16 protein-coding genes and 2 pseudogenes are annotated in these 20,222 nt (G+C 61.4%); 5 read left to right on the forward strand and 13 right to left on the reverse strand.

The window, feature by feature from the left end; translation table 11 throughout:
* Window positions 1-437 precede the first annotated feature (437 nt).
* The 12 genes and pseudogenes from ABD050_RS25355 to ABD050_RS25410 all read right to left on the reverse strand — a co-directional run bounded on the left by ABD050_RS25355 (window position 438) and on the right by ABD050_RS25410 (window position 13,297).
* The gene (locus tag ABD050_RS25355; protein WP_343892335.1) at window positions 438-1,493 is read right to left on the reverse strand and encodes a DUF2332 domain-containing protein; all 1,056 of its coding nucleotides are present in this window, start codon (window positions 1,491-1,493) and stop codon (window positions 438-440) included.
* A 331-nt stretch (window positions 1,494-1,824) separates the two neighbouring features.
* Window positions 1,825-2,268, reverse strand: a complete 444-nt coding sequence (locus ABD050_RS25360) for a MarR family winged helix-turn-helix transcriptional regulator (protein WP_343892336.1) — start codon at window positions 2,266-2,268, stop codon at window positions 1,825-1,827.
* A gap of 94 nt (window positions 2,269-2,362) precedes the next feature.
* Window positions 2,363-3,733 carry a DHA2 family efflux MFS transporter permease subunit gene (locus tag ABD050_RS25365; RefSeq protein WP_343892337.1) on the reverse strand — a complete coding sequence of 457 codons (1,371 nt, stop codon included), beginning with the start codon at window positions 3,731-3,733 and terminating at the stop codon, window positions 2,363-2,365.
* Window positions 3,734-4,037: 304 nt separating this feature from the next.
* Complete coding sequence (locus ABD050_RS25370; RefSeq protein WP_343892338.1) at window positions 4,038-4,982, reverse strand: hypothetical protein; 945 nt, start codon at window positions 4,980-4,982, stop codon at window positions 4,038-4,040.
* Window positions 4,983-5,048: 66 nt separating this feature from the next.
* On the reverse strand, window positions 5,049-5,939 hold the full coding sequence (locus tag ABD050_RS25375) for a cupin domain-containing protein (RefSeq protein ID WP_343892339.1): 891 nt from the start codon (window positions 5,937-5,939) through the stop codon (window positions 5,049-5,051).
* Window positions 5,940-6,565: 626 nt separating this feature from the next.
* Window positions 6,566-7,005: pseudogene (locus tag ABD050_RS25380) on the reverse strand (thiolase family protein); the annotation flags it as partial.
* A 200-nt stretch (window positions 7,006-7,205) separates the two neighbouring features.
* Window positions 7,206-8,309, reverse strand: coding sequence for an acyl-CoA dehydrogenase family protein (locus tag ABD050_RS25385; protein ID WP_343892340.1), 1,104 nt, complete (start codon window positions 8,307-8,309; stop codon window positions 7,206-7,208).
* Between the two features lie 2 nt (window positions 8,310-8,311).
* Entirely contained in the window at window positions 8,312-9,508 is a 1,197-nt protein-coding gene (locus tag ABD050_RS25390) for an acyl-CoA dehydrogenase family protein (protein WP_343892341.1), read from the reverse strand.
* A gap of 304 nt (window positions 9,509-9,812) precedes the next feature.
* On the reverse strand, window positions 9,813-11,468 hold the full coding sequence (locus ABD050_RS25395) for a long-chain-fatty-acid--CoA ligase (RefSeq protein ID WP_343892342.1): 1,656 nt from the start codon (window positions 11,466-11,468) through the stop codon (window positions 9,813-9,815).
* 18 nt (window positions 11,469-11,486) lie between these two features.
* Entirely contained in the window at window positions 11,487-11,714 is a 228-nt protein-coding gene (locus tag ABD050_RS25400; RefSeq protein ID WP_343892343.1) for a hypothetical protein, read from the reverse strand.
* Between the two features lie 12 nt (window positions 11,715-11,726).
* Complete coding sequence (locus ABD050_RS25405; protein ID WP_343892344.1) at window positions 11,727-12,524, reverse strand: SDR family NAD(P)-dependent oxidoreductase; 798 nt, start codon at window positions 12,522-12,524, stop codon at window positions 11,727-11,729.
* Window positions 12,521-13,297 carry an SDR family oxidoreductase gene (locus ABD050_RS25410; protein WP_343892345.1) on the reverse strand — a complete coding sequence of 259 codons (777 nt, stop codon included), beginning with the start codon at window positions 13,295-13,297 and terminating at the stop codon, window positions 12,521-12,523. Before ABD050_RS25410 ends, ABD050_RS25405 begins: the two co-directional genes overlap by 4 nt.
* A gap of 383 nt (window positions 13,298-13,680) precedes the next feature.
* Here ABD050_RS25410 and ABD050_RS25415 point away from each other — a divergent pair, with 383 nt between their 5' ends.
* From ABD050_RS25415 to ABD050_RS25425, 3 genes are all read left to right on the forward strand, one after another.
* Window positions 13,681-14,931, forward strand: coding sequence for a TetR/AcrR family transcriptional regulator (locus ABD050_RS25415; RefSeq protein ID WP_343892346.1), 1,251 nt, complete (start codon window positions 13,681-13,683; stop codon window positions 14,929-14,931).
* Between the two features lie 158 nt (window positions 14,932-15,089).
* Window positions 15,090-16,268, forward strand: a complete 1,179-nt coding sequence (locus ABD050_RS25420; RefSeq protein ID WP_343892347.1) for an acyl-CoA dehydrogenase family protein — start codon at window positions 15,090-15,092, stop codon at window positions 16,266-16,268.
* Entirely contained in the window at window positions 16,265-17,329 is a 1,065-nt protein-coding gene (locus tag ABD050_RS25425; RefSeq protein WP_343892348.1) for a phosphotransferase, read from the forward strand. Before ABD050_RS25420 ends, ABD050_RS25425 begins: the two co-directional genes overlap by 4 nt.
* A 585-nt stretch (window positions 17,330-17,914) precedes the next feature.
* On the opposite strand, the gene ABD050_RS25430 is transcribed toward ABD050_RS25425, so the two are convergent.
* Window positions 17,915-18,475: a TetR/AcrR family transcriptional regulator gene (locus ABD050_RS25430; RefSeq protein WP_343892349.1), complete on the reverse strand. Its 561-nt coding sequence runs from the start codon at window positions 18,473-18,475 to the stop codon at window positions 17,915-17,917.
* Window positions 18,476-18,578: 103 nt separating this feature from the next.
* On the opposite strand from ABD050_RS25430, the gene ABD050_RS25435 reads away from it, so the two are divergent.
* A complete protein-coding gene (locus tag ABD050_RS25435; protein ID WP_343892350.1) occupies window positions 18,579-18,980 on the forward strand; it encodes a DUF4267 domain-containing protein in 402 nt (133 codons plus the stop codon).
* Window positions 18,981-19,604: 624 nt separating this feature from the next.
* Window positions 19,605-19,769, forward strand: a pseudogene (locus ABD050_RS25440) (transposase); the annotation flags it as partial.
* Window positions 19,770-20,222 lie beyond the last annotated feature (453 nt).

Below are 20,222 nucleotides of genomic sequence, written 5' to 3' on the forward strand. Positions count from 1 at the left end.
CCCGATCTCATTTCATTACATCTTCAGCTAACGGAACGGCCCGGACATCACAAGATATTTTATACATCGGCATACGTAATTCATATATGTGCATTATAACCTGTCACAGAGATCGTCAGCTAAGCGGTGTTTGGAATCGACACCGACAGATCCGCGCGAGCGATCGCCAGGGGTGGGCACGATCCATGGTGCGGCTCTCGCGCGTCGGCCAACCCGATGGTCCCGGCGGCTATGCCCCGTTCGAGCCGACGCAGGCGCGGTACGCGGCGCCCGCACAAATATTACCCGGTAATCCTCAACCGAGCTTGCTCGCCCTGGGCGCCTTCGCAAATGTGACCGCTGGCAGCCGGTAAGTCGGCGCCACCATCAAGATTACCATTGTTGCCAATCCGCCGGTCAGCGAGCTCGCCCCCAGCCGGGATCTTGCGATGCTTCAATCAAGCGTACCAGTGAAGCTGCTCGCCTTCAGCGAGATGGCCGAGCAGCCGTGTCTCGCTATCTCCATTGCGGTATACAGTATGGAAGATTTCGATTCCCGCGCGTTCCGTACTTTTTTCCGTCGCCTCGATGCCGACGCGGTGGATCGTGCGCGTCTGGCTCAGGCGCGTCAGCATTGTATCGAAGGCCTCCTGCGCGGCGGGGGGCCATTGATACAGGCACCAAGAATGGAGAATGCAAACCGGCCCGTCGATCGATGCAAACGCGTTCGGAAGGGTTTGCATCGCGTCTCCGGTCACGACCTCCAGGGGAACACTGGCGCGATATTCGAGCGAGCGACGCATTCCTTCGAACTCGTCGACCCGATCGGCCACGATACAGCCGAGAATCCAGTTTCGCTCATCGGCATTGGCGACGTTTACGGGATCTAGATCGAAACCGATCCGCCGTTTGATCGGGGGAAATTGAGTCGGCAATGCGGGACGATCACCGACGAAGTTGAAAGAGGAAACCGTAGTGCTGGCATCGGCAGGCCCCAAGCTCGCGCCATTCCCGAATTCGTAGCGATAATGGTCGAACAGGAGCAATATCCCTGCGCTGCAGCCGACCTCGAACAGAGTGAAAGGCTCGCCGATTGCCTTGGCCACTTCGTTTAGCGCGAGCAGCACCCGCGCTGCACGATCCGTTGCCGTCGTTTGCAACGTGCGATGGTGTAAGATATCGATGATTTCACTGCGATATTTCCGGCAGAACTCTTTCATGACCGGGCCGACGTCATCCGCCGGCAGTGGCGTTTGCGCAATGCTGGGACAGTAGCGGGCCAGCGGTTCGTGCGGGTTCTGCAAAAGCAGATAGTGAACGGCCGACAGCATCAGCCGGCCAGAAAGTTGGCCCTCCGCCGCCTCCTCGGAAATCTCGTACAATTCCTCGTCTTCCGCAATGGCGAGCGACATCGCGGCATAAAAGGGCGCGGTGTCGCGACGCCGCGCATTCCAGCGGAGCAAACCCTCGCGACCACGCATGAGCGGAAAAACTGCGGGAGCGTGATCGACCATAACTCCATCTCCATCGTGGCGCGCTGTCCTGTGTTAGCGCAGCTTGCGGCTCAATATGCACGGATATTCATATGTGTGCAATAATAGTTCAGATTTGTGTTTAGCTGGCATCCGCAACGCTTCGCCCCGCGGACGCCGCGGTACGGGTCACCGATCGACGTCGCGCCGCAGGCCCGGCGGCTCAGCCTTGGCCGGAATACCGATCGCGGCGAGAGCCTCTGGCAGACCGGGACATTGACGTTCTGAGATCGCCTGTCGTGGCGAAATCACCCTGAGGCTTGCAGGTTTGCACCCTGACGGGCCGCGCTTGCGCGCTGTGAGACGGCTTCATTCACGAATCGCCAAGGCGCTTGATCAGCGCGATCGCCGAAATGAGGCGGCCTTGTTCGTCGGGAGCAAGCTTCTTCATCGCCGACAGCAACCAGTCGCGCCTTGCAAGCTTGTCCGCTCGCCGGACGGCACTGCCCTTCTGGGTCAGTCGAAACTGCACTTGACGGCCGTCGGTGGGATCACGCTCTCGCGAAACGAGTCCTTCAACTTCCAGGCTGGCCAGAATCGTGCCCATCGATTGTGGCTTCATCGATTCGGCGCGTGCCAGATCCGCCGTTGTCATTGAACCGTGGTGGTGCAGCCGCACGAGCGCGGCCATTTGAGAGATATTAAGTTCGCTGGTCTCGGCTTCAGCTCGAAGCCGGCGGCGCAATTGGCCAATCGCCAGGGAGAGATCGATCACCGCCTGTTCCAAGGATACGGCGTTGTCGGACTGATCGCTCATTCCCGAAGGCTATAGGTTGAAAGAAACACTTGCAAGATAGCCTGTTAAAAGCGATCGCCGCTTCGCGCGAACCGCAGGGGCATGAACCGGTGGCTTAAGCGAGGTCCGCGATGTCTTGCCGACCTGCGGGATCATGCGCTGCGCGAAGCGGAAGCCGCAAGGCCGCGAGGAATAACATCATCTGGATTCCCCCCAAGAACAGAAACGTCTGCGCGAACGCATGGCCAGCGCGGTCACCTGCTGTGAGGCCCACTCGCCAATCCAGGAATATTGCGCACGCAGTCGTCAGAAACGGGCCTCCCAGACGCTGGACGACGTTCAACGTCGTAGACGCCATCGGCATGTCCTCCCGCTTGATAGACGAATAGGCAGCAGAGACTGACGGTATCCCGATCATGCTCATGCCGACGCCGCGCAGGAAGAGCGTCGGGACAAGGATGGCAAGGTCAAAACCGGAACAGGCCAGATATACTAACGGCCCGCACGTCAGCGCCGACAGGAGAGCGCCCCCGGCGGAAACAGACCGTATCCCCAGCCGATCCGTCAGATTACCGAGCCATGGGTAGCTGCACATCATTCCTGCGCCCAGCGGGATCAGCATCAACCCCGTTTTGCTCGGCGATAATCCACAGGATCGAACCAAAAAGAATGGGATCAACATTTGCCCGGCAAATACCACGCCGTTGGACAGGAATTGCGTAACGACGGCTGCGGAAAAGTCCTTCTTCCTGAACAGTTCGAGATTGATCAGCGCGTTTTCGGCCTTGCGCCGTGCGTTCGCGACGAACGCGGCGAAAAGGCATAGGGATGACGCAAATCCGATGCGCGCCCCCACCGCGCCGAGCCGGTCGACGGAATGCAGGAAGAGGACAAGCCCGGGCGAGAGAAGGGCGAAGCCGAGAAAGTCGAATCGCTTGAGCCGTCGCTCATCGCTGTCATCCGGCAGAAAGACCGCCGCGCAGGCGATCGCGAGGACGCCGAAGGGAATATTGATCAGAAATAACCAGCGCCAGGAGGCGTGTTCCAAAATGAAACCGGCGATCACCGGCCCGAGGATCGGCGCCAGCAGAACAGGCATGGCAGCATAGCCCATGACACGGGCCATCTGATCTCCGGCCGCGCGCGCCATCATCATCTGGGTCATCGGCGCGAGCAACCCGCCGCTAATTCCCTGGACGACCCGAAAGCCGATCAAGGACGATGCCGACCAGGCGAGGCCGCACATTGCTGACGAAGCGGCAAACGCCGAAAAACACAGTAAGTAGAGAAGTTTGGCGCCGATCCTGTCAACCAGCCAACCGCTCAGCGGCAACGCCAGCGCCATGGCAAGAAGGTAGCCACTGCTGATCCACTGGATCGTGGAGAGATCGCTATGCAGTTCGCGCGCCAGGCTGGACAGCGAGACGTTGACGATGGTGGAGTCGAGTAGCGTCAGGAACGATCCGGACATCGCGACGAACGTCACCCGCCAAACCATCGGGTCAAGGCGGGTGGTCCGACGTCCGGATTCATATGGCATTTGCTGTCCTCACGCCGGGGCCATCAGGCGACCAAACCCGTCTATGGGACAAATCTAATCAGGTAAACTGTTGAATCGTCACGACCGCATCCCTGAAGTTCGGCCCTGATTGGACTGCGAACCACTCCTGCGCGCACCTGCCGCATGGCGGCGGCCGGTAAACGCTATTCGATCGCATTCCTGGCCGAAGCACTCATGGCAGTGACGACGCCGCGGCGGCGCCACTGACGGGCATGGTGCGGGACTCGGGCTATTCAGCCGCCACGTTCAGCCTGCTCCCCCAGGGATCGCGCCGCCCGTCGACCTCGCCGCCATAAGGATGCGTGCTCGATTTCAGGATTGCGCTCAAGGTCGGCAAGCCGAGGTAGAGCAGGTCGGTCGTCTCGCTCGCACTGAACGTCGCCTGCTCGCCGTCCTCCAGATATGTGGAAGTCCATTTCGCAAACGGCTCATTCTCGACCGTCCCCGTTCCCGACAGCACGAAGTAGACGCCGCGACCCGGAGCTATGAATGTCGCACCCGGCTCCAGCTTGTAGCGGGCCGCTCGATATTTATTGCTGGAGAAGGTTCCCATGTGCTTTTCAGCTACGCCGGGCATTCCATCGATCGGCATCCACGCGACGGCATTGCTGTTGATCATGACAGGGTGCAGATACTCCGGCTCCGGATATTCGACCGGCCGCCCGCGGATCAGCTCGAACACAGCCTCATTGGCGTCCTGGACTGACGGACCGTCCACTCCCGGATTACGGTAGTACAGTCCATTCTCGAGATAACCCTCGTTCCTTTTTTTCAGCAATGCGAGACCGGCCGCGATGTCCTTGCGATCCATGTATCCCGATCCGCTGACGGAGCCGAATTGCAACACGAGCGTAGAACCAAAATTCTTGCCGGTAGGGCCATAATATGTGCCGTCAACCGATAGGTTCAGGACGCCGGCGGTCTGAATTTCTCCCATGCTATAGTCCGCCTCACCCTCAATCTGATAGCGGTACTGCGAGAAATCATGCCGATGGCGTGGCGTCGCCATTCCGCCCTCGGGGATGATGCTGAGATTGAGGCGAAAATTATCGAGGAGATACGGATCCCGACCCAAGTTGTCGCTCGTAAAAATATTGTATTGTACATAACCCGTTCCGCCGCGTGGGTTGTTGCTTTTTTCCACGGGAACATCTTCAATCCGTAAAATCTTCATTTTACTTCTCCATCTTAATCAAGATAACAATAAATTATCAATTTATCACACGATACATCGGCCTATTTAGCCGAGCCTCGGAAATTCGAAGACGAACACCTCAAGGCCATCTTTGCCGCCGATCTGGTTCTCTTCGCCAAGCGGGCTGTAGAGTGTCGTAACGGCGGGACAGATACGTCCCCCCACTTCAAGACCGGGAGCCATGGCCCAGACGACCTGGGGCCGATCCGCCCGCAAGGAATAGTCACCGCCGGAAAGGCGCGCCATCGAGATGGTTATGTCGCCGTTGGGACCGGGCTGGTCGTAGAACTTGCCAAGATGCTTGAGTTCGACGCCCGGTGCTGCATCCCAGTAGGTGAACCTGTCAGGATACATGATCTCCGGCGACCGGTATCGTGGGGCCGGAATCGGCAACGGCGTGCCCTTGAGCAGGCGATGACGCTCGTCATAGGCAGCGTCGGCCGCATCGCGAACCGTCACCTTGCCCGAAGCGGGATCGGTTTCATAATAGAGCCCGGCTTCGATTTTTCCTTTGGCCTTCAGCCGCGCGAAGGTCTCGGCGCGGGCATTTTCCCAATAGGGGCCGCGCTGATGTTCGCCATTGAAGCCGAACTGCATACCGATGTTCGTACATGTGGTTTCACGCTTCTGCGGGCCGTAATAGGCGCCCCGCGGCACGTAGATGAGCTCCCCCTCGTGGAGAAAATCGTCCGGCCCGATGTTGATCTCGCCCTTGATGACGTACCGGATCTGCTGAAAAGTGTGATTGTGACGGGGCGTCTGGAAACCGTCTTCCCCTGTGTCATGGTGGACGACGTGCGTGCACCAGAAATTGAAACCGTCCGGGGCGTCATCCTCCAGCAGGCGCCGAAACTCCACATTGGCGGCGGTCTTGCGAAACTGAAGGCCCTCATTTGGGTCCTTGGGCGTGATTTCTTCAACGATTCCCAGTTGCATAACCTGCTCCTTCCATATGGTTTTCGACGCTCTTGAAGGAAAGAAACCAGCTGTCCGCCTTCAAGCCATATTGACAGTTTACCTGTTGGTATCAGCGAGCATTTGATTTTTGTCAAAACTCGCCAGATTGCGTGAAATGTCCAAACCGATCTGGAGCGGATGACACGCCAGCGGCGGGCAGCTTTGGCCGGAAGACATCCGCTGCAAGGCCCAGGGTTCAATCACGGCATCCGGGCGCATGCCCTCGCCGCTTTGGAGCCAGGCCAGGATCGGTCATTCGCAGCCGCTCGGCCGTTGTCCTTGCAGATCACAAGAATCTGTCCGGACTCGCGGCCCCCGGGCGCCGGCAGGGTTGTAGTGGTCAGGGCAGGACACATTGCATCGACGCGAAGCCGCAATGTAACGTCAGATCAACGCAAGCTTGGGAATCCACGCGGGAACGGGCGACCACATGCCGGCAGGCCCACCGCTTGAAGGGCGGGCTCAGCATGGTTTCCGTCCGAGAGGATCATTCCGACATCAGACCGCGGTTGAAATTTCGCGCTCACGCACGAGAACGGCCTCGGCGGCTAACCCGGCTGTCCTCAGTGACAAGCAGGTCCGGATAGGGGATCATGCGGGCTAACACCCGCTGCCTGGCCGGTGGCCGTGCGCTGCCCGGAGCGCAGGCCATAAGCGCCCTGCCCCTCGCGAGAAATGCCATAGCGGTTCGCCACGACCTCGGCCGTAGACGGCGGGCGCCATCGTCGACGATGATCTGCTTGGCCGCAGTAGCGATTGCCATCAGACCCGACGCGCATTGCCGGTCCATCGTCATTCCAGCGACAGCGACAGGCAGGCCGGCGCGCAGCGCTGCCGTGCGTCCGATCATGCGCTGTCCGCCCTGCGGCAGCGCCGAACCAAGGAGGGCATCATCGACCTCGGCTCCGTCGATCCCGGCGCGCTCGACCGCCGCCCTGATGGCATGTGCGGCAAGCGTCGGCGGCAAGGTGATATTGAATGCGCCGCGACAGGCCCGACCGATCGGCGTGCGGGCAGTGGAAACGATGACGGCATCGCGCGTGATTGAACTCCTTTAAACAGGGCTGGCTTGTCGGCGAACTGAGAGGTTCGGATGGCGGTCAGAGCCGGCTTCGTGACACGGCCAATTTCGAGGGATGCGGAACTGCCCCGCCGGTTCTTGGCCGGGTCGCCCTTCCGAACGTCGAACAGCTCGCCGACGGCAATCGCTCGTAGGACAGGGACCCAACCTGTTCATGAGAGACCTCATAGGAGCCGACCGAGCGCCGCGAACCGCGCGAGATGATGATCCTCGTCGCCAAGCTGATGACCGATCATGGTCAGCCGCTTGGCATAGTGCGACAGCGGGAGCTCCCAGGTCATGCCGATTCCGCCGTGAAGCTGGATCGCCTCCTCGGCGACGAGCGTACCAACTCGTCCGATCGTATATTTGGCCGCCGAGACAGCGCGCTCGCGCTTGATTCGGGGTTCGTCGAGGGCCGCTGCCGCATTGATCGCGGCCGACCGCGCCTGCTCGATCTCGAGCGCGATCGTCGCCATCCGGTGCTGGAGCGCCTGGAACTTCCCGATCGGAACACCGAACTGCTTTCGGGTACGCAGATAGTCGAGCGTGGCCGCCTTGATCACGTCCATGATACCGACGGCTTCCCAGCTGAGCGCGACGATGCCGGCGGCGACCGCATCCTCGATCAGCGGATAGCCGTCCCCGGCGACCAGGATCGCGGGCGCCCCCGCCAACGTCAGCTCGCCGCCCCGGCCGCCATCGATCATCGGATAGCCGCGGACGGCCGCGCCCGTCGCTCCGGCCCTGACCAGGAACAGGTCGATGCCCCCCTCCTCGCCGGGCGATCCCGCGACGCGCGCCGAGATGAGGATGTGGCTCGCCGCCTCGATCTGCGGCACGACCGCCTTGGCGCCGGTGAGCGCCTGGTCTTCGCCGGCCTGCGTGGCGATGTCGGCAAGGTCGTAGTGGCTTTGAGCTTCCTCGTGCGCGAAGGCCAATATGGTGGTGCCGGTGATCGCGTCGCTGAGGATCGCCTCCTGGCCTCCGGCCTTGGCAAGCACACGGCCGGCCATCAGCGTGCCGAGAAAGGGCTCGACGACGAGCGCCTTGCCGAGCTGCTCGAACACGGCGGCGATGTCGAAACCTGTGCCGCCGAATCCGCCGGCAGCCTCGTCGAACAAAGCACCAACGATGCCGAGCTCGGCTAGCGCCGTCCAATGCTCGGCGGACCATCCGGCTTGCGAGGCGCTGATCCCGTGGCGAATGTCCATCGGATAGCGTTGCTGCAGATAGCGGCCGAGCGTGTCGCCGAGCATCTGCCGGTCGTCATTATGGTTGAAATCCATGGTCAGAGCTCCAGCATCGCTTTGGTGATGATTTCGCGCTGGATCTCGTTCGAGCCACCGAAGATCGAGAGCTTGCGGTTATTGAAATAGTCGACCGTGACCGGCGCGGCATAATCTGGGCCGACAGGCTGACCATTATAGCCTTCATCAAGCGCCTCCGAGACGAACGGCTGCGCGTACGGCCCGAGCGCGCGGCGGGTTAGGCTGGTGATTTCCTGCCGGATCTCGGTGCCGCGAATCTTGAGCATCGCGCCGAGTTCGAGAGAGGCAGCGCCACCGTCGGACGCGGATAGCACGCGCAAATTAGTGGTCTTCATATTCTCGAGGTCGATCTCGAGACGGGCAAGGCGCGCGGCGAACAGCGGGCCCTCCGCCAGAGGCCTGCCGAATTTGCGCTGCGTCTTCGCAACATGGCGGAGATGATTGAACGCCGCCATCGATGCGCCGACGCCGGCGATATTGGTTCGTTCGTAGGTCAGCAGATATTTGGCATAGGTCCAGCCCTTGTTTTCTTCACCGACAAGATTCTCGACCGGAACGCGAACGTCGGTGAAGAACACTTCGTTCACCTCATGCTCACCCTCGAGCAGGATGATCGGCCGCACCTCGACGCCGGGCGTATTCATATCGACCAGCAGGAAGGAAATGCCCTCCTGCTTCTTGCCCTCAGTCGAGGTGCGCACCAGGCAGAAGATCATGTCGGCATGCTGGCCAAGCGTGGTCCAGGTCTTCTGACCGTTTAGGACATAATGGTCGCCCTCCCGCACCGCCCGCGTCTTGAGGCTCGCAAGATCGGATCCGGCACCCGGCTCGGAATAACCCTGGCACCACCAATTGCTACCGTCGAGGATGCGCGGCAGCCAGTGCGATTTCTGCTCTGGCGAACCATATTTGATCAGCACTGGACCAAGCATCGAGAGGCCAAACGGAATGATACGCGGCGCGTGCGCCAGTGCAGTCTCGACATCGAAGATATAGGCTTGGGCAACGCTCCAGCCCGGGCCGCCATATTCTGTCGGCCAATGGGTCGCCAGCCAGCCGCGGTCGTGCAGGATCGCGTGCCACTCCTCATGGTCCTGCTTGGTCAGTCGCTTGCCAGTACGAACCTTTTCCGAGATCCGACCGGGCAATTTCTCGCGCAGGAAGCTGCGCACCTCGGCGCGGAACTCTTCCTCCTCAGGGGTGAAGTCGAGATTCATCAGATGAGCCTTTCGAGAATTGGCGCCAAGCGGCTGATAAGGTTTGTGGCCAGGAGGCGCGCGACCGGCACGAAACTGGCTGCATCGGACCGTGGACAGTCGACGCGGCGTTCCTCACACCGAAAGGCGCCATGCAGCAGTGAGTCTCTGGCGCCCTGCTTATCGTGAGATCGATAAGACAGGATGTGCGAGCGCACCGAACGGCGGCGAGCGCCATGTGCCCGCATATGAACCGTTCTCCGACGCGCGCCGGCGCTGATCCATACGCCCCATGGATCTTTTCGGAACGACAGGCCGGCCATGCCTAGGCGACCGCCTCGTTCGGTTCGGCGAAACGTGCGCGGAGTTCCTTCTTGTCGATCTTGCCGACGCTCGTGCGGGGAAGCTGGTCCACGATGTAGAACCGGTCGAGCTTCGCGTAGCGCGTGATCGCACCACTCGCGATCGCGCGTTCGACGGGCCCGTTGATCATGTCGAGCGTGGGGGTGACGCCCGGCATCGCAACAACAACAGCCAGCGGTCGCTCGCCCCATTTGGGATCGGGCACCGCAATGACCGATGCCTCGGCAATTCCCTCAGCAGTCGCCACCAGTTCCTCGAGATGAATCGAATCGATCCACTCGCCACCCGTTTTGATTACGTCTTTGAGGCGGTCGCGGATCCGGATTTGACCACTCGGATCTATCGTCGCGATGTCCTGCGTGTGCAGCCACCCACCGCGCCACAGCATGTCGGAGGCGCTCACATTTCCTGTATAGCACGCCGTAAGCCAGGGCGCCCGCAGCACGAGTTCGCCCCGCGCGACGCCGTCCTGCGGAACGTCCTTCAAGTCTTCGTCAACGATCCGGACGCTGACCAGCGGCGCCGAAATGCCCGTTGCCGTCAGGGTCGACACGATAGCGTCTTCTTCGAGCTCTCCGGGATCGCGCCGAGCGGCTTTTGAAATGATGGGACCGGTTTCCGACATGCCATAGCCCGCCGCGACGTCCATGCCGAGCCGGCGCCCCTCGGCGCACAACGCCTTGGTGAGTGCGCTGCCGCCGATGGTCATTTTCCAGCCGGTCATGTCGGCCCCGCTCTGCTTTGCAGCCTGTATCACCATCTCGAGGACGGTCGGCACGCAATGCGAATAAGTGACCTGGTGTTCACTGCGCAGCTGGCAGATCATCGCCGGTTCATAACGCCCGGGATAGACCTGCTTCACGCCCAACATCGTCGCCACATAAGGCAAACCCCATGCGTGAACATGAAACATGGGCGTAAGCGGCATATAGACATCGTCGACGCCCAGTCCCGGCGCTGCCAGCGAGGCCCCGGCTGGTGCGGCGGAGGCGAGCGTGTGGAGAACGAGCTGGCGGTGGGTGAAACAGACACCCTTGGGGTTGCCGGTCGTTCCGCTCGTATAGAATGTAGTGGCGACCGCATTCTCGTCGAAATCCTCAAACGGGTAGTCGGCCGATGCGGCGGCCGAGAGCGCCTCATATTCGCCGCTGGCCCAAGACGGCATATTGCCGACCGTCCCGTCCATGATTGCGATCACCGCCTTGACGTCCGGCACGATCGGCAGGATCGCGTCGACGATCGGGAAGAAGTCGCGATGAACGAGCAGAATCTCGGCCTTCGCATGCTGCAGCGTGTAGGCTATCTGCGGGGCGGGCAGCCGCACGTTCACGGTCTGCAGCACCGCACCCATCATCGGCACCGCGAAATAGGCTTCGAGATAGCGGTGGCTGTCCCAGTCCATCACCGCGACCGTCATGCCTTGCTCGGCTCCCGCCGCACGTAGCAAGCTGGCAAGGCGACCGATGCGTCCGACGAATTCGCGGTAGCTGTAGCTTGCCTGGTCGCGATAGACGATTCGCTGATCGGCCGCCTTCACCAGAACGCCGTCGAGCAGGTGTCCAATGGTCAGCGGCGGCACGTACGTCTCGGCAACGGGCTCCGCAAAGCGCAATGGCATGATCGTGTCCCTCTTTCTCTATCTTTGTTGCGGGGGTTGACGCTCGAGCGGTCTAGCTTCGGCCGCGCGGCGGGTGAGCTGCGGTGACGGGCCGAAGTCATCGCCCAATCGGTCGCGGTACCGTCGCAGGGCTTCGACAATTGAGTTCAGCCCGATTTGTCGGCCGAGAATATCGGGCCGCCTTTTGACTGACGGGTCGTCGATCACGATCTCTGGAATATCGTCGTGAAGGCGGGTCTCGATCATACTCGCCTCATGTCAGAAAGTCGTCTCGCCCAGCACACGCGGCCGGGAGAAGGGATGGGAGGTGGAGAGGCCGCCATCCACGATCAATGCATGGCCGTTGACGTAGCTGGCTTCGTCAGACGCGAGGAAGGCGATCGTATTCGCGATCTCGCCGGGCTCGCCGCCTCGACGCAGGGGATTGAGCTGCCCGATCACGGCCTCGCGGCCCTTGGCACGCGCAGCATCGTAAAGCCCTTGCGTCATGCCTGTTTCGATCAGACCCGGGCAGACCGCGTTGACGCGGATGCCCGTTCCCGTGAGTTGCTGAGCCGATGTCTGCACCAGATTGATCACGCCGGCTTTAGACGCCGAATAGGCCGGACCGCCCGCCCCGGCGCGCAGGCCCGCGACCGATGCGGTGCAGATAATCGCGCCGGAGCGTCCGGCGTCCAACATCGCCTTGGCGCCATGCCTGATCGCCAGGAACGGGCCGATCAGGTTGACGCGCAGCACCTTTTCCCAGTCCTCGGCGCTCTGTTCAAACAGGCCGGCCATGCCGCCGCTGATGCCCGCATTGGTGCAGAGGATGTCGAGCCCGCCATGACGATCGAGGGCGGTGGCAATCATTGAAGCGACGTCCGCTTCGCTGCCCGCGTCGCCGCGCATCGGGATGATCGCGTCATTGGCGGCAGCAGTTTCCTCGACACCATCGCCAAGGTCGAGCGCAAGCACCCGCGCGCCTTCCTCCGCGAACAGCCGGGCAACCGCTCGTCCGATACCGGATCCTGCGCCGGTGACGATGACGCTGCGGCCCCCGAAGCGCGTACTCACAGGCCACCCTTTATGGTCGTGCCGCCATCGACCACGATGCCCTGCCCCGTGACATAGGCACCCGCCTTGGAAGCGAGAAAGACGGCAGCACCAGCGACTTCTTGCGGTTCCCCGATCCGACCGAGGGGCGTCACGCGGCGAAGTTCGGCCTCCGCTGCCGGATCTTCCCACAAGGCGCGGGCGAAATCGGTGCGAATGACCCCAGGCGCAATGGCGTTCACCCGCACATTGTGAGGCCCGAACTCGATAGCGAGGTTGCGGACAAGCTGGAAGTCGGCCGCCTTGGACATGTTGTACGCGCCGATCACATCGGAGCCGATCAGGCCACCGATCGAGGATATGATGATGATCGCGCCGTCCCCGCGCGCGATCATCTCGGGCGCAACCATCGTGATCAGCCAGTGGTTCGCGAGCACATTATTGTCGAAGATCTTGCGGAACTGCTCGTCGCTTATCCCCGCCATCGGCCCATAATAAGGGTTTGATGCCGCGTTGCAGACGAGCACATCGACCCGGCCGAGCCGGCGGCGAGTCTGCAAGACCAGCGCCTGCAGAGCAGCCTTGTCCGAGATGCTCGCGGCAAGGGCGATCGCGCGCTCCTCGCCATGGCTTGCGTTGATCGAGGCAGCGACGTCTTCGCAGGCCAGCTGCTTGCGGCTGGAGATGACGACACGCGCGCCTGCCTGCGCAAAAGCCTCAGCAATCGCGCGCCCGATGCCGCGCGACGAGCCCGTGATGATGGCGACCTTGCCCGTCAGATCGAACAATTCCACAAATACTCTCCCGTTGCAGTGGCTGACTCGACCTCGCGGTCCGACGCGATGTGCGTGTCGACGCCAGCGACCTCCGCCTTGAGCGTGAGGGCTTCGATCGCCGGGAATGCGCACAGACCGCTAGCGCCGCCGATTCACGCCAAGAAGATGGCCAACACCCCCGCCCGCTAACACTTCATCACATACTCTCGATTCGAATTCTATAATCAGATTATCAGGCTTTCTGATGATAATGTCCAGCGCCGTGCAAACTCTGGAGCAAGCGCGCGCTTAATGGAGAGGTTGCGGTGGGGCTCAGTCTCCGCCATGATTGAGAACGGAAATTCAAATTAATAGAGCGCGTGTCGGACGGAAAAAAAGCGGCTGCGCCGATAGGATCGAAAATGGGAGTGGGCCCGCCTTCATCACTGGCTGCTGTGGGCGACGCGCCCGGTCTGCGCTCGGCCCGATACGAACGGCAGCGGGCCCGGATCGTCGAGGCCGCTGTCTTGCTGGTCAACGAGAAGGGCGTTTGCGCGATGACCCTGCAAGAAGTCGCCCAGGCACTTGATCTGACGACGACCAGCGTCACCTATTATTACCGCTACAAGGAACAGCTGACCGCGGCCGTGTTCGAGGATACGCTGGGCCGGCTTCATGACATGGTGAGGGAAGCCGCAGGCGCGGCGACGCCGCAAGAGCGCGTCGCCCGCTATGTCGAGATATATTTCGACCAGTTCGCACGCGGGTTGCGCGGCAAGGCGCCTCCCCTGGCGGTCCTGTCCGAACTGCGCACATTGGAAGACGGCGCCCGACGCCCTCTGCTCGCAAAATATCAGGCGATTTTCCGGGACGTCCGCCGACTCTTCGGCGAGGTCGATACGGCCGAGCGCAAGCGGCTGTTCTCTGCACGCGCGCAACTGCTGAACGAAGCGCTTTTCTGGACGATAATCTGGCTTCCGAACTACCCGTTGAGCGATTTTCACAATGTCCGTCGACGGATGATGGATATATTCGAGAACGGCATCGCGTCCGCACCGTCCTCATGGACTGGCTCGATCGTCGACCCCGACGCCGGCGCTCTGGAGGATGCCAAGCAGGATTTCTTGCGGGTGGCGGCGCGGCTGATCAACGATATCGGCTACAAGGGCGCGTCCGTCGAGCGCATCGTCAGCGAACTGAAGATCACCAGGGGCAGCTTCTATCACCACCTTGAGGCCAAGGACGATCTTATCCTGGAATGTTACCGGCATGACTACCGCCGGATGACCCGGATCCAGCAAGAGGTCGATAGGTCGGAGCGGAATGCGCTATTTCGGCTGGCGGGCAGTATAATGTCGGTGCTGACGCTGCAATTCGAGGGCTCGCATCCCTTGCTGAGGACGACCGCCTTGCACGCCATGCCGGTCGGGCTTCGGCAGCAGGCGATCGAGCGATTTGATCGGCTCGCGCGATGGCTTGCTGGAGTGCTTGTGGATGGAATGGGCGACGGATCCGTCCGGATTGTCGATCCCATGATCGCGGCGAACATCATCATTTCAACGATCAACTCGGCGTATGATCTCCGCGGCTGGGCCCGGCGGCAGCCGCGCGAGGATGCGATCGACACCTATGCCGCCGTCCTGATGACAGGGCTGTTCGACAGGCCATGCTGAGGCGCGAAAAATACAGGGGCTGGAGGACTGCGCGTGCGTGCAGCCGATCATCATCAATAAGGTGTAATCGTCCGCGCCGCCCGGCGGCCCACAATGATCGAACGAACCGGGCCGAAGCCCGCCCAATGCATTTGCACGAAAACGGAGGACAGCAGTCGATGACGATCATTGCCAGGGAGGGTCGCGCCGTCGCGATCGCCGCCAAGGTCGAGGCATTCGTCCGTGACATCGTCATACCCTATGAAAGGGATTCGCGGCTCGGCCCGCATGGACCGTCGGAGGATCTGGTTGGAGAACTCCGCGAGAAAGCTCGGGTGGCGGGCGTGCTGACTCCGCATATCCTGGACGATGGCGATCATCTCACTCAGCGTGAGACGGCGATGGTGCTCAAGCCGTCGGGACTGTCGCCGCTAGGGCCGGTGGCGGTCAACACGGCGGCGCCCGACGAGGGCAATATGTACCTGCTCGGCAAGGTCGCGACCGCCGGGCAAAAGCGCCGCTTCCTTGATCCGCTGGTCCGGGGAGAGGCGCGGTCGGCATTCTTCATGACCGAGCCAGCCGCGGACGGCGGCGCCGGCTCGGATCCGTCGATGATGCAGACGACCTGTGTGCTCGACGGCAACCATTGGCGGATCAACGGACGCAAGGCGTTCATCACAGGCGCGCAGGGCGCCAGGGTCGGCATCGTCATGGCCAAATCCGACGACGGCGCTTGCCTGTTCCTGGTAGACCTACCCGATCCGGCGATCAGGATCGAGCGCGTGCTCGACACGATCGACAGTTCGATGCCGGGCGGCCACGCGGTGGTAGCCATCGACAATTTGCGCGTGCCCGCCGACCAGATGCTTGGCCAGAGCGGCGAGGGTTTCAAATATGCTCAGATCCGCCTGTCGCCAGCACGACTGTCCCATTGCATGCGCTGGCATGGGGGCGTGAGCCGGGCGCAGGAGATCGCGACCACTTACGCCTGCAAGCGGACGGGGTTCGGGAAATTGCTCATCGACCATGAAGGTGTCGGCTTCATGCTCGCCGAAAATCTGATCGATCTGAAGCAGGCCGAGTTGATGATCGACTGGTGCGCGGATGTACTTGACGGCGGATCGCTCGGCACCGCGGAAAGTTCGATGACCAAGGTGGCGGTGTCCGAAGCCTTGATGCGCGTGGCCGATCGCTGCGTACAGGTGATGGGCGGCACCGGTGTCTCGGGTGACACGATCGTCGAGCAGATGTTCCGCGAGATCCGCGCGTTCCGCATCTATGATGGCCCGACCGAGGTCCACAAGTGGAGCCTCGCCAAGAAGATCAAGCGCGACCATCTGACGGCGCGTGCGGCATGAGCGGGGCCAGCGACGCGAATCTGGGCACGGCTCCGGTCCGCCAGGGCTACGGGTTCGACGTCGCAGCGCTCGGATCATGGATGGCGGCCAATGTGCCGGACTTCGCTGGGCCATTGTCGGTCGAACAGTTCAGGGGTGGCCAGTCCAACCCGACGTACAAACTGACTACACCAAACAAGGCCTATGTCCTGCGCCGCAAGCCACCGGGTGAGACCCTGAAGGGCGCCCATGCCATCGACCGCGAAGCGAAGGTGCTGAGAGGGCTGGCCAAGGCCAAGTTCCCGGTAGCCCATGTCCACGCTCTATGCACTGACGAGAGCGTGATCGGCACCTGGTTCTATGTGATGGACATGGTTGAGGGCCGCATCTTCTGGGACGCGACCGTGCCCGGCGTTTCGAACGGTGAACGCGCCGCGATCTTCAACGCGATGAACGACACGATCGCGCGGTTGCACCGGATCGACTATGAGGCGGTCGGCTTGGGCGACTATGGCCGCCCGGGCAATTATTTCGCGCGCCAAATTGGGCGCTGGTCGAAGCAGTATGAAGAGGACGTGGCAGCGGGCCGTGACCCCAATATGGATCGGCTGATCGACTGGTTGCGGGAAAATATCCCCGAGGGCGACGAGACGTCGATCATCCATGGCGACTTTCGCATCGACAACATCATATTCCATCCGACCGAGCCGCGGGTGGCAGCGGTGCTGGATTGGGAGCTGTCTACGCTCGGCCATCCTGGCGCGGACTTCGCCTATCACGCGATGATGTTCAGGATGCCGCCGCATATTGTCGCTGGCCTTGGCGGGGCTGATCTCGAAGCCCTCGGCGTCCCGAGCGAGCAGGACTATCTAGAGGCTTATTGCCGCCGCGCCGCTCGCAAGGGCATGCCGGGCTACGGCTTCTACATGGCGTTCAACTTCTTCCGCATCGCCGCCATTTTTCACGGGATCAAGGGCCGGGTAATCCGCGGCACCGCCTCGTCTGCACAGGCGCGCGAGAGGGTCGCGGTTCTGCCCGAGTTGATGGCTCTGGCATGGGAGCAAGCTGAGCGGGCGGCCTGACCGGTAGTCGCGGAAGAAACCGGTCATTGTCGGCAGTTTCTCTCTGGCTCCCGACTGTTGATCAGCAACCGGGCAGGCCGGATTTTGCGTCCTGGCACTTTGATTAAAGTATAAATTTTCGTCTCGTTAAACGAATGCCTCGGCGCCAGCTCTGCGAGCGACTCCCGCTACGAAACGGATATCGAGCAGCAACAGTGGATAAGACCCGATGGCGAGCATCTACCCACGGAATCATTGATCCGCGGCGAGGTACACGATTGTTCGCTGGCGACCGCCAAGCAGTGCATCAAGCCAGCGATCTGAAGTGGATCCCGGAGTGGATGCAAGCAACTACATCCGAACGTACTGCTGCCTTATCAAGCGCTCGCGGCAGCCTGTCAACGACGGGCTCATGCGTTCAATACGATCGGCGCGTTCACTGCAATCATGTCACATCAACAGAGCACGAGCGCCGCCGTCGCGTGTTCGCAGTGCAAGGACGAGATCTCGCCCTTGAGGCGATTACAGCTGGGTCCGGGTTGCGCCCTGCGGATAGCTGCCTGATCCATGCGGCCCGACGCCGGCTCGGGCGCCGTCAACACCACGTCAGTGACGGTTACTGAATTCTCGGGCGAGAATATCCAACCGAACCTCGGCGCCGTCCGCTGGGATGCGTCCGGATTGCATGAGGACGGCCATGCCATGCAGAGCGCTCCAGAGCAGTTCGGCCGTGAACACCGGGTCCTCCCGATCCGGCCCGAGGGCGGCGACCAACGCGTCGAAAGCCGCCCGGAGCGCCGTCGGGGTTTCCTCGCTGGCAAACAGAAGTTGTGTCGGCAAGACAAACATCGCCTCGTAGACAACCGGGCGCGAAGCGGCAAAATCGAGGTAGGCGGCGCAGACTGCGCGCAAAGCAGCCGAGCCGCCAGCGGCGATCTTCAATCCGGTCGCCAGCTCCTCGAATCCTCTCATGGCGACGGCCGCCATGATGTCGGCCTTGCCTTTGAAATGGCTGTAGAGGACCGGCTGACTGTACTCGATCAGTGCTGCAAGGCGACGCGTCGTGACCGCCTCCCAGCCCTCCGCGGCTGCCAGCTCGAGCGCAGTATTTAGGATCAGTTCATAGCGCTCTGCGCGCTGGCGCTCTTTGCGTTCCATGATCGACATCTACCGATACTACCAGCGAACTATTTTCTGTCAACGCTAGATTCGCGGTTGACCACCGATTCTAGCGCCGCTAGATATTCTGTAGATGACAGGAGCAGACGCCATGAACCACGCCCACCTACTGATCCAAATCGGCTATGTGCTGTCCGGGCTGATCGCAGCCGCGATCATCTTTCTCGGTTCACGCTTCTGGCTGGCGCCAGGCGGAGCGTCGGCCGAGTTCGGCATCGCCGGTTCCCCGCCACCGTCGACCGGCTTCAACGCATGGCTCTCTGTAAAAGGGACGCGCGATATCGCGTCCGGTCTTTTCGTTATCCTGCTCATGGTGAACGAAATGCCGCGCATCCTCGGCGAATTCCTTCTCGCGGCGAGCCTGATCGCCTTTGGTGACATGGTCACCGTCCTTCGCTCGGGCGGAAGCAGAGCCCTCGCCTTCGGCATGCACGGTCTCACGGGGCTGGTCATCGTCGCAGCCGGCGCATGCCTGATCATCGGCGCCCAGTAAAAAGCGATCTTGGGCGACGACACTCGAAAGGACGAAACGATGACGACTTCTACTCAAGCCCATTCGGTGAAACTAGGCCACCTCTTTGCCGAGATCATGCCCAGTCGATGTAGCGCGCTTCGACGAGATCAAGGCCGCGACTAGGTGAACCATGACGCTTTTGCCGAACCAGGCCTGGAGGGTTCGAAGAGGGTCCTTGGGACCGTCATCGCGGGCGTACCCGACCTCAAGGCGACGGCGGAGACGTTTTCGTTTTCGGCGGATGGCTCCCGCGCGGTCGTCGCTACCGGTACGAGGGCACGCACACCCGAAATCTCCCCGGCTACGCCGGCATCGGCCAACCCTTCGCCTTGCGCTCGATCGACATCCGGCGGGTCGAGAACGGCCTCTTCGAGCACTCGGACAGTGCGGGAACCGATACCCCGATGAGTGCCAAGGCTGTGGATAGGCGTCGAATCGGGACCCCGCCGGAATTCGGCTAAATCATTGTGACGGCGAACAGAACCGAGTTTAGCGGGGGTCCCGATCGGCGCCGATCGGGACCCGAATAAGCTTCAGATTATCAGGTTTTCGCAATCGGTTCTGCCGCGAAAGAATGGGGTCGCGTTTCAACGCCTATCCACACGCCGGACCATCGTGCTGCGTATCTTCCCCAACGAAGACAGTTGCCTGCGCCTCATCCGGGCACTGGCGGTCGAGACCCATGAGAACTGGCTCGAGGCCAATCGCTACCTCAACATGAATGATTTCAAGGAGATGAAGAAAGCCGACATACGACAAGCCGCATGACCAGAAGCCCTGACCGCTATTTGCAGGACTTGCCGCACACCACCTTCGCCATTTCGTGACGGGAATGAGGATGGCGGCTTGCTCTGACTCCTGTCGTCTACTTCACGAAAATCGGTCGGGTAGCGACGCGCCTTACATCTGCCCCTCAGCCCACAGACGATCGTTCCGCAAGCCAGAGTTTAATCTCCTGCCTCAAGGGCATCGAAGCCGGTTGAACGAGAAAGCGCCTCCCATCTAGTAACTTCTGCCCGCATATCGTCGAGCTTCTCATCGACCAGCCCAACGGCATCTTCACCGAGGAACAACCGAACCGGCGGGTTCTCCTCCTGAACGATCGTCAGCAGTGCTTGCGCTGCCTTGGCCGGATCGTTCGGCTGATTGCCGCTCTTATACCAAGTCCCATTAGTCAGAACTCCTTAGCCCAGCCGCGCATGCCGATGGACATGATGCGCC

Origin of the sequence: Sphingomonas oligophenolica, from assembly GCF_039522915.1 — a bacterium.
GTDB lineage: Bacteria > Pseudomonadota > Alphaproteobacteria > Sphingomonadales > Sphingomonadaceae > Sphingomonas > Sphingomonas oligophenolica.